Consider the following 13,280-nt stretch of genomic DNA (forward strand, 5'->3'; position numbering starts at 1 on the left):
ACTTTCAGCAACGACTACAGTCTGGGTCAGCCGGCGTCGGGGAGCGCCCGGCTCGGGAGACCACGTGGAGCGCAGGGGCTCGGTCACCCGGCGGTGCGTACGCACGTCCGACTCCCCGGTCGACAAGGGAGTCCTCATGGCATCACCCCGCCCCAGGCGGTCGTCCAGACCGCGCCGCGCCACAGCGTCCCTCGCGGCGCTGTCCGTCGGGCTCACCGGGCTGACAGGCTTCACGGCCGTCGCCAACGCGGCGAGCGGCCCCGCGGCGTCCGCGACGGATGCGGCCCGCACCTTCGCGCTCGTCGGCAGCCTGCAGGACGAGGCCGGCTGTGCAGCCGACTGGGACCCGGCCTGCGCCGCGACCGAGCTCGCGCCGACCGGCACCGAGGGTGTCTACTCGGCCGACTTCACGGTGCCCGCGGGCACCTACGAGTACAAGGTCGCCGTGAACGACACGTGGGACGAGGCCTACGGCCTGAACGGCGGTGCGGACAACATCCCGCTGGTCGTCGGTGGCCCCACGACCCTGCGCTTCACGTTCGACGACATCGCCAAGCGCGTCTCGCTCGCGCCCGTCGAGCTCGGGGGAGCCTACGACGAGGCGACCGACGCGCAGATCGTGACCCCGCCCGTGCGCCAGGCCGGCTCGGACGAGCAGTTCTACTTCGTCATGACCGACCGCTTCGCGGACGGCGACCCCACCAACAACGAGGCCGGCATCGAGGGTGGTGCGCTGCACTCGGGCTACGACCCCACGGACAAGGGCTTCTACCAGGGTGGCGACATCCAGGGCCTGCGCGACCAGCTCGACTACATCGACGGGCTCGGGACCACCGCGATCTGGCTGACCCCGTCGTTCAAGAACAACCCGGTCCAGGGCGAGGGAGCGAACGCGTCGGCGGGCTACCACGGCTACTGGGTCACCGACTTCACGCAGATCGACCCGCACCTCGGCACCAACGCCGAGCTCGAGGCACTGATCGACGAGGCCCACGCCAAGGGCATCAAGGTCTACTTCGACATCATCACCAACCACACGGCCGACCTGATCGACAACGAGCAGAAGCAGTACTCGTACGTCGACCAGGCGACCTCGCCGTACAAGGACGCCGCAGGCACCGCGTTCGACCCGGCCGACCACGCGGGCAAGGACACGTTCCCCGCGATGGACGCCGCGACGTCGTTCCCCTACACGCCCGTGGTGGCCGAGGACGCGAAGGACGCCAAGGTCCCCGCGTGGCTCAACGACACGACGCTTTACCACAACCGTGGCAACTCGACGTGGTCGGGCGAGTCCGTGACTTACGGCGACTTCGACGGCCTGGACGACCTCATGACCGAGAACCCGCGTGTCGTCGACGGGTTCGTCGACGTCTACCAGGGCTGGGTCGACCTCGGCATCGACGGCTTCCGCATCGACACGGTCAAGCACGTCAACTTCGAGTTCTGGGAGACCTGGACCACCGAGGTCCTCGACTACGCCCACTCGAAGGGCAAGGACGACTTCTTCATGTTCGGTGAGATCTACGACGCCGACGCCGCCAAGCTCTCGCCCTACGTGCGCAAGACGGACATGAACTCCGTTCTCGACTTCGCGTTCCAGTCCTCGGCCGCGAGCTTCGCGAGCGGCAACAGCGCCAAGGGGCTGTCCCAGCTCTTCGCGAGCGACGACATGTACACGACGCCAGACTCCTCGGCCTCGGCACTGCCCACGTTCCTCGGCAACCACGACATGGGCCGCATCGGGTACCTGCTGCAGACCACGGGCGACGCGCAGCGTCGTGACGAGCTCGCGCACGACCTCATGTACCTCACGCGCGGCCAGCCGGTCGTCTACTACGGCGACGAGCAGGGCTTCGCAGGTGCGGGCGACGGCAAGGACAAGAACGCGCGGCAGTCGCTGTTCGCGACCCAGGTCGACGAGTACGCGGACCAGAAGCTGATCACGGGCGAGACCGCCGGCAGCCAGGACCGCTACGACACCACGTCGCCGCTCTACACCCACATCGCCGAGCTCTCCGCGCTGCGCTCCGAGAACCCGGCGCTCGCGCAGGGCGCCCAGATCGAGCGCTACACGGACTCGGGCGCGGGCGTCTACGCGTTCTCGCGCGTTGACCGCACCGAGAAGATCGAGCACCTCGTGGGGCTGAACAACTCGGCCGCGGCCAAGACGGTCAGCTTCACCACGCTCACGCCCGGCGCGACGTACGCGCCGCTCTACGGCGGCGGCGACGCGGTCACGGCCGGTACCGACGGCACCGTCTCGCTCACGGTCCCGGCCCTCGGCTCGGTCGTGCTCAAGGCGGACCGTACCGTGGGCGTCGAGTCCACGGGGGACGTCTCGGTGGCCGTACCGGCCGCGGGGGCGGGCCTCACCGGGGTCGCCCCGGTCGCCGCGGACGTCGACGACGCCGCGTGGTCCGAGACCAGCTTCGCCTGGCGCGTCGTCGGGTCGGACGAGTGGCAGGGTCTCGGCACGGCCGAGGACACCTCGCCGCGCGTCTTCCACGACGTGAGCGACCTGGCCAAGGGCACGCTCGTCGAGTACCGCGCCGTGACGGTCGACGCCGACGGCGACCGCGCCGCGGCCTCGACGTTCGCGAGCGTGGGCAACTCCGTGAGCGGTGACGAGGACGTCGAACCTCCGACGGACATCGACCTCGTGACGGTCGCCGGGAGCCACAACTCCGAGATGGGTTGCGCGGGCGACTGGGCCCCCGGCTGCGAGGCGGCCAAGCTCACCAAGCGTGCTGACGGCGTCTACGCGGGCACGTTCGACATCCCGGCGGGTACCTACGAGTACAAGGTCGCGATCAACGGGTCCTGGGACCTCAACTACGGTGTCGGCGGTGCGAAGGACGGTGCCAACGCGACGTACACGACCGCGGGTGGCCCCGTGACGTTCTACTGGGACCCGGTCTCGCACGACTTCTCGAGCACCGCGCAGGGCCCGATCGTCACGGTCGCGGGCTCGTTCCAGGACCAGCTCGGCTGCTCGGCCGCCTGGTCTCCGGACTGCCTGGGCTCGTGGCTCCGTGACCCTGACGGTGACGGGGTCTACACGCTCACGACGTCCGCGCTCGCCACGGGCGCGTATGAGGGCAAGGTCGCGCACGGTCTGAGCTGGGCCGAGAACTACGGTGTCGGCGGCGTCAAGGACGGTCAGAACTACTCGTTCAGCGCGTCCGAGGGCAAGTCCGTCACGTTCTCCTATGTCCTCGCGACGCACGTGCTCACGATCGAGGTCGCGGACCCGCCGCTGCCAGGGACGGGCCAGCAGGCCGCGCACTGGGTGGGCAAGGACCTGGTCGCCTGGCCGCGCGAGCTTCTCGCGGGTGCCGACCCGGCGACGCTGGGCTGGACGCTCCACACGGCGCCCACGGGCGGCCTGAGCGTCGCCGACGGCGCAGTAGTCGCCCCGGAGGGGGCGTCGACCCTGGGGTTGGCCTACGACCCGGCCGGCCTGCCCGACGACGTCGCGGCGGACTTCCCGGCCCTCGCCGACGCGGTGGCCCTGCGGGTCACGGGCGCCGACGGCGAGCCGATCTCCGTGGACGCGGCGACCGCCGCGCTCACGGGTCAGCTCCTCGTCGCCCAGCGGGGCGGCACCGCTGCAGACGCTCCGCTCACCGCGGCGACCGGCGTCCAGCTCCCCGGAGTCCTGGACGACCTGTTCGCCGAGGGCGCCGCGGACCGTACGCTCGGTGCGAGCATCTACACCAACGGCAAGTGGGCGTCGTTCGCGCTGTGGGCACCCACGGCCAAGAAGGTCACGCTCCTCGCGTGGCCCGGAACGGGAGACGCCGCAGACCTGAAGAACGAGGACGCCCGGCGGTTCCCCGCCGAGCGTCAGTCGGACGGGACGTGGACGGTCGACGGCAAGGACGCCGACAAGAAGTTCGGCTGGGTCGGTGCTCGGTACCTCTACGAGGTCGAGGTCTTCGTCCCGTCCACGGGCACGGTCGAGACCAACGTCGTGACCGACCCGTACTCGCTGGGGCTCACGCTCAACTCGACGCACTCGGTCGTCGTCGACCTCGATGCGAAGGACACCCAGCCGAAGGTCTGGAAGGACACGCCGGCTCCCGTCGTGGAGAGGGCCGTCGACCAGACGATCTACGAGCTGCACGTGCGGGACTTCTCGATCGCCGATTCCACCGTGCCGGTGGCCAAGCGTGGCACCTACCTCGCGTTCGGCGAGAAGAAGTCGGCCGGCATGACGCACCTCGCCGAGCTGGCCGACGCCGGTCTGACGACGGTGCACCTGCTGCCGACGTTCGACATCGCGACGATCGAGGAGGATCGCTCCAAGCAGTCGGTGACCGGTGACCTGAGCGGCTTCGCCGCGGACGGCACCGAGCAGCAGGCGGCCGTGGCCGCGATCCAGGGCACGGACGGCTTCAACTGGGGCTACGACCCGCTGCACTTCTCGACGCCGGAGGGCTCGTACGCGGTCGACGCCGAGGGCTCGGCGCGTGCCGCGGAGTTCCGCACCATGGTCGGGTCCCTGCACCAGACCGGCCTCCAGGTCGTGCTCGACCAGGTGTTCAACCACACCGCGGCCAGCGGTCAGGACCCCAAGAGCGTCCTGGACAAGGTCGTGCCCGGCTACTACCACCGTCAGGACACGACGACCGGCGCGGTCGAGACCAGCACGTGCTGCCAGAACCTCGCGACCGAGCACGCCATGACCGGCAAGCTCATGGTCGACTCGGTCGTCACGTGGGCCCGCGACTACAAGGTCGACGGCTTCCGCTTCGACCTCATGGGGCACCACTCGAAGCAGAACATGCTTGACGTCCGGGCCGCGCTCGACGAGCTCACGCTGAAGAAGGACGGCGTGGACGGCAAGGCCGTGTACCTGTACGGCGAGGGCTGGAACTTCGGGGAGGTCGCCGACAACGCGCTGTTCGAGCAGGCCACGCAGGGCCAGCTCGGCGGCACGGGCATCGGGACGTTCTCCGACCGCCTGCGCGACGCGGTCCACGGCGGGTCTCCCGTCGACGGGGCCTCGACCTTCACGCAGGGGTTCGGCACCGGCCTCGCGACCGACCCGAACGGGCAGCCTGCCCGGGCGGGGGAGCCGGGGACCGTGAACGACGGCTCGGCCGACGAGCTCGCAGCGCTGGGCCACGAGACGGACCTGGTCCGCCTGGGCCTCGCGGGCAACCTGCGCAGCTTCACGTTCACGACGTCGACCGGCGAGGCGCTGCGCGGCGACCAGATCGACTACCGGGGTGCGCCCGCGGGCTACGCGGACTCTCCCGAGGAGATCATCAGCTACGTCGACGCGCACGACAACGAGACGCTGTTCGACCTGCTGACCCTCAAGCTGCCGGCGGACACGTCGATGGCCGACCGGGTGCGCATGAACAACGTCTCGCTCGCCACCACGGCCCTCTCGCAGACGCCTTCGCTGTGGCACGCGGGCACCGACCTGCTGCGTTCCAAGTCGCTCGACCGCAACAGCTACGACTCGGGCGACTGGTACAACGCGATCGACTGGACCGGGACCGACAACGGGTTCGGCAAGGGGCTGCCGCTCGAGGCCGACAACGGCGAGAAGTGGCCGCTCATGGCGCCCCTGCTCGCCAACCCTGCGCTCAAGCCCGGCGAGCAGGACATCGCGACGGCGTCCGCCGACGCGGCCGACCTGCTGCGGCTGCGCTCCTCGACGGACCTGTTCCGCCTGGGCAGCGCGGACCTCATCAACCAGAAGGTCACGTTCCCCGACGCGGGGACCGGCCAGACGCCCGGTGTGATCGTCATGAGCATCGACGACACGGTCGGCCCGGACACGGACAAGGAGCTCGACGGCGCGCTCGTCGTCTTCAACGCCTCGCCCGAGCCGGTCACGCAGACGGTCGCGGGGCTGGCGGGACGCGAGTACGCGCTCTCACCCGTCCAGGCCGACGGGGCCGACCCCGTCGTCAAGACGACCATGTGGGACACGGCGACCGGGACGGTCACCGTCCCGGCGCGCTCGGTCGCGGTGCTCGTCGAGCCGAAGGCCGGGAAGGTCGAGCTCACGACCTCGGCGCGCACCCAGTGCGTCGCGGGACGGGCGACCGTGACGGTCGTCGCGGTCAACGCGGGACCGGTCCCGGCCGCGGTCACGGTCGAGACGCCGTTCGGCACCAAGTCCTTCACGGGGGTCCTGCCCGGCAAGAGCGCCCAGCAGACGTTCGCGACGCGTCAGGCGCAGATCCCCGCCGCGACGTCGAAGGTCACGGGCACGGCGACGATCGGCGGCAAGGAGGTCCGGACGGTCTACGACGTGTCGTACGGGGCACGCGACTGCTCCTAGCCTCCCCACAGATCCGCTGAGTGCGGAGTAGTTGCATCCCACGCCTGGCGTACGGTGCAACTGCTCCGCACTCAGCGGTGTCGCTCAGGTCAGACCGCGTCGAGACGCGCCCGGACCTCCGGGTCGAGGTCCAGGTCCGCCGCCCCGAGCAGCTCGTCGAGCTGGGCGAGGTTGCTCGGTCCGATCACGGGGATCACCGGCACGGGACCGCCGAGCAGCCATGCGAGCGCGACCTGGTTCGGCGTCGCGCCGACCTGCCGCGCGACCTCGTGCAGCACGCGCCGCCGCTCGAGCGAGGTCGGGTGCCCGTACCCCTCCCACAGCTCCTTGTCGTCGCGCACCATGGCCCCCTGCAGGAGCGGGGAGTAGGCCGTGACCGCGAGCGGCGCGCGCTCGTCGCTCCCGGTCGAGCGCGCGTAGTCGAGCAGCTCTGGCGACGCCCAGTTGTGCCGGTCGGGGTCGGGAGTCGGGTAGAGGTAGCTCAGCTGCTCCTGGACCACCCCGTAGGGCGCGACCCCCTGCCGCAGCGCCTCCTCACGCGCCTCGACCACGCGCCACAGCGCGACGTTCGAGATCCCCGAGATCCCCACGACCCCCTCGGCCTGAAGCTTGCCGAACGCCCCGACGGTCTCCGCGAGCGGGGTGTCGAGGTCGTCGACGTGCCCGTAGAGCACGTCCAGGTGGTCGACCCCGAGGTGTCGCAGACTCTCGTGCGCCTCCCAGGTGATCGTCTCCGCGGCCAGGCCCTGGTAGTTGGTCGGGGGAGTGCTGGACAGGGGCAGCGTGCGGTCCTTCTGGGCCGCGCCGAGCTTGGTCGCGATGCGGACCTGGTCGCGCACGCCGCGGCTCACGAGCCAGCGAGCGAGCAGGTCCTCGCTGTCGCGCCCGTGCCCTCCGGCCCAGAGGCTGTAGTTGTTGGCCGTGTCGAGGAAGGTCCCTCCGGCCTCGAGGTAGCGGTCGAGGATGGCGAACGAGGTCTCCTCGTCCGTCCTGGTGCCCATGAGCATGGTTCCGAGGCAGAGCGTGCTGACGTCGAACGACGTGCGGCCGTCGCCGAGGGTGCGGTAGCGCATCGTGGTCTCCAATGAGGGGTGCGGCGGGTTGACGCTCTCCACGCTAGGAGCCGAGCGGCCTGGGTGTACGGTCCATTGACATGGCATCGGACCAGACCAATTCGCTACCCGGTCGCGCACCGAGGAGCACCCCCTCGCGGAGCACGGGCGCAGGCCCGACGACGGCGCTCGCCTGGGAGACGATCCTCGACCTGGGCGACGGGCCGGAACCGCTCCACGCCCGGCTCGGCGCCGCGGTGCGGGTCGCCGTCCTCTCGGGAAGGGTCCCGCCCGGAGCAGCCCTGCCGCCGAGCCGGGTTCTCGCCGAGACGCTCGGCGTCTCACGCTGGGTCGTGACCGAGGCCTACGGCCAGCTCGTCGCCGAGGGCTTCCTCGAGTCCCGGACCGGGTCGGGCACGAGGGTGCCGCTCGCGGCCGTGACCGCCCCTCCGCCGCGGGCCGCCGTGCAGGGGCCCGCCGAGCCCCACCGCCGTGCCGGCCGTCCCGACCTCCCGGGCGGCCTGGCCGATCCCCTGTCCGCAGCCGGCGCCGGGACGGGAGCGACGTCGTCGGGCGCGGAAGGCGTTCCCGTCCCACGAGCCCGCCTCGACCTGGCACCCGGCGTGCCCGACCTGCGGCACGTACCGCGCACGGCCTGGGTCCGCGCGCTGCGCGAAGCCCTCGCCGTGGCTCCCGACGCCGACCTCGCCGCGCCCGACCCGACCGGTCACCACACGACCCGGGCGGCGCTCGCGGCCTACCTCGCCCGCGCCCGGCACGTGCGGGCAGGGGCGGGCGACGTCGTCGTGACCCACGGCGCGGACGACGCGATGCGGCGGATCGCCGCCGCGCTGCACCGGGCAGGGCACCGGGCCCTCCTCGTCGAGGACCCGAGCTGGTCGCGCCTGCGCGAGACCGCCGCGGCCGCCGGGCTCACGCCCGTGCCCGTCCTGGTCGACGACGACGGGATCGACGTCGAGGCGCTCCTCGCTGCGTCGCGCCGGACCGGGGCGCGGGCCGCGCTCGTGACTCCCGCCCACCAGTTCCCCACGGGCTCCGCCCTCTCCCCGGGGCGCCGCGAGGCGCTCGTGCGCTGGGCGCGGGACGTCGACGGCGTGCTCGTCGAGGACGACTACGACGCCGAGTTCCGCTACGACCGGCGGCCCGTCGCGGCCGTGCAGGGGCTCGCGCCCGACCGCGTCATGCTCCTGGGCTCGCTCAGCAAGACGATGTCCCCCGGGTTCGGGCTGGGGTGGTCCGTGCTGCCGCCCGGGTGGCGCGGCAAGGTCGTCGACCGAGGAGGGGCCGGACCATCAACGATCGATCAGCTCACGCTGACCCGGTTCCTGGTCTCAGGAGCGTACGAGCGGCACCTGCGCGCCTCGCGGGGACGGTTCAGGCGCCGCCGCGAGGCGCTGGTCACCGCGCTCGGTTCCGCGCTGCCGGGGGCGAACGTCACGGGGATCGCCGCGGGCATGCACGCCGTGGTCGAGCTCCCGCCCGGCGTCGTGGCCGCGGACGTGGTGCGCGAGGCGGCGCTGCGCGAGGTGTCGGTCGCGGCGATCGAGCGGTACCGGGCGACGGCCGCGCCCGCGCGCGAGGGCGAGGGCGAGCGCGACCGGCTCGTCGTCGGATACGGCAACCTCGCGGACGCCCGTGTCGAGGAGGCGGTGGCGCGGCTCGCGGCCGCGGTCCGGGCAGTGGAGTCTGAGGGAGCCTCCCCCCACAGACGATGACCTGCTCCACCGCTCGATGTACGTTCATCCCTGAGCCCGCCCAAGGCGCGCCTACCCGGTAAGGGCACGTCCTTGCCTGCAGTTGGTGAGGGTGGCTGCCCGTTCGAGCCGGGCCGGGTCCGAGAGGAGCCCTCGCGCTGCAGGCGCGATGGGCCCCTCGTCTTCCCGTGCCTGGTAGCGTGCCCAGCCGTGACGACCGATCCCACCCCGAGCCCCGTGACCTTCCGGACCGCCCGCCGCGACGACCTCGCCCGCGTCGTCGAGCTCATCGCCGACGACGCGATCGCCGCCCGTCGCACGGGCGAGCTGGGGGACGAGCACCACACCGCCTTCGCCGCGATCGACGCGGACCCGAACAACGAGCTCGTCGTCGCCGACGTGGGCGGCGAGGTCATGGGGGTCATGCAGCTGACGTTCGTCCCGGGCATCTCGCGGCGCGGAGCGACCCGGCTGCTCGTCGAGGCCGTGCGGGTCGACTCGCGGCTGCGGGGCCAGGGGATCGGGCGCGCGATGATGGCGTGGGCGCACGAGCGCGGCCGTGAGCGCGGGGCGTCGCTCGCGCAGCTCACGTCCGACAAGGCGCGCGAGGACGCGCACCGGTTCTACCGCTCGCTGGGGTACGCGCAGTCGCACGAGGGGTTCAAGCTGCCGCTCTGAGGCAGCGGGCGGTGGGCGGCAGACGGCGGCTCCCGGACGAATGTCCGCGCTCCCAGTGCCCGCGCGGACCGGTCAGCGCAACGAGCCGCGCTCATCCACCAGGTACGTCGGCGTGCCGAGGAACACGTCGTGCGTCACCGGCCCGCAGGCGACGTTGACGGTGTCCTGCCAGTACGACCAGTCCTGCATCCCCGCGAGGCTCGAGAAGCGGAAGTTGAGCTGCCAGCGCACCCACTCGCCGGGGGCGAGACGGACCGCGGGCGGCCGCCGTGGCCGAGGCGGGATCGCGTGCCACGCGGGGACCGGGACGAACACGGTCAGCCGGCCCTCGCGCACGCGCAGGGAGACCGTCTCCGCGGTCGCCGGACCGCCGATCGACTCGACCGGTCGAAAGCCGTGCTCCTCGTGCATCTCGACCGCGTGCACCAGGGGCGCCGACCCGGCGGGGAGCCGGAACGCGACGGGCGTCGCGTTCCGCACGGTCGCCGCGTCGCCGCCGCGCGAACGCTTGGTCCACCGGGTGGTGACGACCTGGAGAGTGGCCTGCGGGGGGATGGTCACGGGAGCCGCGCGGACCGGTCCGTCAGCGGAAGACGATCGTCCGGTGCCCGTCGAGCAGCACGCGGTGCTCGGCGTGCCAGCGCACGGCCCGTGCGAGCGTGCGGCGCTCGACGTCCTCGCCCAGCGCCACGAGGTCCTCGACGGCGCGCGAGTGGTCGACGCGCTCGACGTCCTGCTCGATGATCGGCCCCTCGTCGAGGTCGCCCGTGACGTAGTGCGACGTGGCGCCGATGAGCTTGACGCCGCGGTCGTGCGCCTGGGCGTAGGGGCGGGCGCCCTTGAAGCTCGGCAGGAACGAGTGGTGGATGTTGATGACCTGGCCCGACAGGTCCCGGCACAGGTCGTCCGAGAGGATCTGCATGTAGCGCGCGAGGACGACGAGCTCGACGTCGAGCTCGGCCACGAGCTCGCGCAGCCGGTCCTCGGCAGCGCCCTTGGTGTCGCGCGTGACGGGCACGTGGTGGAACGGCTTGCCGTAGAAAGCGGCGATGTCCTCGAGGTCGCGGTGGTTGCCCACGACGCCCACGACCTCGATGGGCATGCCCTGCGAGCGCTCGCGGTAGAGCAGGTCGACGAGGCAGTGCGCGGCCTTGGAGACCATGACGAGCGTGCGCACGCGGCGCCCGACGACGTCGAGGTTCCAGGTCATGTCGAACGCCTCGATCACGGGCGCGAGCGCGGTCTCGAGCTCGTCGCGCGACGCGGTCGACTCGACCTGGACGCGCATGAAGAACAGCCCGGACAACGGGTCGCCGAACTGCTGCGACTCGGTGATGTTGCCGCCGTGCTCGGCGAGGGTCCCCGCGACGGCGTGCACGATCCCCGGACCGTCCGGGCAGGACAGCGTGAGGACCCAGTGGGTGGGCGTGGGCGCAGGAGCGCTCGACAGGGGAGTGCTGGACACGGTCCCAGGGTAGCCGCGATGGGGGCTGAGACGGGCACGGTTCCACCCGCGGACAAGCACGTCGGCCCTGCCGGGATCTGACACGATGGGACCATGACCGACACGCCGATGACCATGGACCTCGTCACGGACGAGCACGCGGGGGAGCTCCTCACGCTTCGCCGGGCAGCGTTCGTCACCGAGGCACAGCTCTACGGGGACCCCAACATCCCCCCGCTGACCCAGACGCTCGCGGAGCTCAAGACGGACCTGGCGACCCCGGGTGTCATCACGCTCGGTGCGTGGCAGGGGCCGCGCCTGGTCGGTTCGGTGCGCGTGGAGATCGAGGGCGGCAAGGCCACGCTCGGTCGCCTGGCGGTCGCCCCCGACCTGCAGGGCCGCGGGATCGGCACGCAGATGCTCTTCGCGGTGCTGCCGCACCTGCCCGAGGAGACCACGGAGATCTGGGTCTTCACGGGCAAGGACTCCAAGCAGAACCTCGAGCTCTACACGCGTCACGGCTACGAGGAGCAGTACGACAAGGCCGCGGGCGACCTCACCTACACGTACCTGCGCCGCATCCTGGGCGAGGCCGAGGCGCGCAACGCGAGCGACGCCGTCGGGCAGGACTGACCCACCGGTACGCACGAGGCGCGTCCCCCGACCTGGGGGACGCGCCTCGCTGCGTCCCGGCGCACCGCGGTGGGTGCCCGACGGCGGAGCGCCCGCCGCGCAGGCACGTCCCGCGGTGCGCGGGACGGCTCGGGCGACGACGGACTCAGGGCGAGGCGACCCACCACTTCTGGTTGGCGGACCCGGCGCAGCCCCAGAGCTGGACGGGGGACCCGTCGGTCGTGCTGAAGTCGGTGACGTCGACGCACCTGTCCGCCTGCGGGTTGACCAGGTCGTTGCTCCCGGTGAGCTCGAACTGCTGGGCAGGGTCGCCCGAGCACGGCGCGGTCTGGACCTTCGCGCCGTCCTCGCGCGCACCCCACGCGACGTCGAGGCAGCGCCCGAGCGTGCGGACCGTTCCGTCGGGCTCGAACGTCCACTGCTGGTGGGCGGCGTCCGAGCACGTGCGGACCTGGACCGGCACGCCCGGGGCGGTGTCTCCCCAGGGCAGCTCGAGGCACTTCCCGCCCAGCCCCACGAGCCGGCCCGTCGAGGCGACCGGGGCCGTCCCGGGTCCGTCGGTCTCGTCCCACGCGTAGGCCCGGACGTAGTCGACGACCATCTGCGCGGGCAGCGTCGTGCTCTCGTCGGGCGACCCGGGCCAGTCGCCGCCGATCGCGAGGTTGAGCAGCAGGAAGAACGGGTCGTCGAACACCCAGGCGCCGCCCCCGGTGTCGTCGGGGGTCTTGTGCGAGTACGCCGTGCCGTCGACGTACCAGGTGATCGCGTCGGGCCCCCAGTCGACCGTGAAGGTGTGGAAGTCGTCGGCGACCTGCTCACCGCCGGGGAGCGTGAACGACTCGTGCACCGCGTCCGCTCCCGAGTACCCGGGACCGTGCAGGCTTCCCCACACCGTGCCCGGCTCCTTGCCGACGTTCTCCATGACGTCGATCTCGCCGCTCGCGGGCCAGGGCTCGGTCGTGAAGATGTCCTGCCCGAGCATCCAGAACGCGGGCCACGTGCCCTGCCCGCCCGGGATCTTGATCCGCGCCTCGAAGCGCCCGTGCTGCTGGGCGAAGCGGTCGGCCGTGATGAGGCGCGCCGACGTGTACTCGCAGCGACCGTAGTGGCACTGGTGGTCGGCCGGGTTCTCCCGGCGGGCCGTGATGACGAGGTGCCCGGCGCCGTCGGTCGAGGCGTTGCTCGGGCTGTCGGTGTAGTACTGGCGCTCGTTGTTGCCCCAGCCGCTGCCTCCGGTCTCGAGGCGCCAGCGCGCAGGGTCCGGCGGGGCGCCGGGAGCGCCGTCGAACTCGTCCGACCACGTCAGGGGGCCGGGCGGTGCGCCCATGGTCGGGGCGGCGCTCGCGGTCCGGGCGGCGGGGGGACCGACGGCCGCGGCCGCGAGCGTGCCGAGGACCGCGAGCGCGATCACGACCGTGAGCAGGCGGCTGGGGTGCGTGGACCGGTGCATG

General features: G+C 72.1%; 8 protein-coding genes. 4 read left to right on the plus strand and 4 right to left on the minus strand.

Translation table 11 applies throughout. The annotated features are described in order from the left end of the window. The first annotated feature begins 136 nt into the window (after positions 1-136). On the plus strand, positions 137-6,307 hold the full coding sequence (gene pulA, locus ASE27_RS06210) for a pullulanase-type alpha-1,6-glucosidase (RefSeq protein ID WP_082608615.1): 6,171 nt from the start codon (positions 137-139) through the stop codon (positions 6,305-6,307). Positions 6,308-6,396: 89 nt separating this feature from the next. Here the strand turns inward: pulA and ASE27_RS06215 are convergent, their stop codons facing one another. Next, entirely contained in the window at positions 6,397-7,380 is a 984-nt protein-coding gene (locus tag ASE27_RS06215) for an aldo/keto reductase (RefSeq protein ID WP_056647894.1), read from the minus strand. A gap of 80 nt (positions 7,381-7,460) precedes the next feature. Here ASE27_RS06215 and ASE27_RS06220 point away from each other — a divergent pair, with 80 nt between their 5' ends. Both ASE27_RS06220 and ASE27_RS06225 read left to right on the plus strand, forming a co-directional pair. Beyond that, positions 7,461-9,095, plus strand: coding sequence for a PLP-dependent aminotransferase family protein (locus tag ASE27_RS06220; RefSeq protein WP_082608616.1), 1,635 nt, complete (start codon positions 7,461-7,463; stop codon positions 9,093-9,095). 189 nt (positions 9,096-9,284) lie between these two features. Further along, positions 9,285-9,752, plus strand: a complete 468-nt coding sequence (locus tag ASE27_RS06225) for a GNAT family N-acetyltransferase (RefSeq protein ID WP_235535369.1) — start codon at positions 9,285-9,287, stop codon at positions 9,750-9,752. Between the two features lie 72 nt (positions 9,753-9,824). Here the strand turns inward: ASE27_RS06225 and ASE27_RS06230 are convergent, their stop codons facing one another. Both ASE27_RS06230 and purU read right to left on the minus strand, forming a co-directional pair. After that, entirely contained in the window at positions 9,825-10,313 is a 489-nt protein-coding gene (locus ASE27_RS06230; protein ID WP_200955903.1) for a hypothetical protein, read from the minus strand. Between the two features lie 22 nt (positions 10,314-10,335). Next, positions 10,336-11,217: a formyltetrahydrofolate deformylase gene (purU, locus tag ASE27_RS06235; protein WP_056647638.1), complete on the minus strand. Its 882-nt coding sequence runs from the start codon at positions 11,215-11,217 to the stop codon at positions 10,336-10,338. A gap of 93 nt (positions 11,218-11,310) precedes the next feature. Between purU and ASE27_RS06240 the strand changes: the two genes are divergently transcribed. Further along, the gene (locus tag ASE27_RS06240) at positions 11,311-11,829 is read left to right on the plus strand and encodes a GNAT family N-acetyltransferase (RefSeq protein WP_036571229.1); all 519 of its coding nucleotides are present in this window, start codon (positions 11,311-11,313) and stop codon (positions 11,827-11,829) included. 145 nt (positions 11,830-11,974) lie between these two features. Here the strand turns inward: ASE27_RS06240 and ASE27_RS06245 are convergent, their stop codons facing one another. Then, positions 11,975-13,279, minus strand: a complete 1,305-nt coding sequence (locus ASE27_RS06245) for a family 16 glycosylhydrolase (RefSeq protein WP_056647641.1) — start codon at positions 13,277-13,279, stop codon at positions 11,975-11,977. Between the last annotated feature and the right edge of the window lies 1 nt (position 13,280).

The sequence above is a fragment of the Oerskovia sp. Root918 genome (genome assembly GCF_001428945.1).
GTDB lineage: Bacteria > Actinomycetota > Actinomycetes > Actinomycetales > Cellulomonadaceae > Oerskovia > Oerskovia enterophila.

Excerpts from the sequence above, each read along its gene's own strand:
- pulA (WP_082608615.1), top strand. The coding sequence starts at position 137 with ATGGCATCACCCCGCCCCAGGCGGTCGTCCAGACCGCGCCGCGCCACA.
- ASE27_RS06215 (WP_056647894.1), bottom strand. The coding sequence starts at position 7,380 with ATGCGCTACCGCACCCTCGGCGACGGCCGCACGTCGTTCGACGTCAGC.
- ASE27_RS06220 (WP_082608616.1), top strand. The coding sequence starts at position 7,461 with ATGGCATCGGACCAGACCAATTCGCTACCCGGTCGCGCACCGAGGAGC.
- ASE27_RS06240 (WP_036571229.1), top strand. The coding sequence starts at position 11,311 with ATGACCGACACGCCGATGACCATGGACCTCGTCACGGACGAGCACGCG.
- ASE27_RS06245 (WP_056647641.1), bottom strand. The coding sequence starts at position 13,279 with ATGCACCGGTCCACGCACCCCAGCCGCCTGCTCACGGTCGTGATCGCG.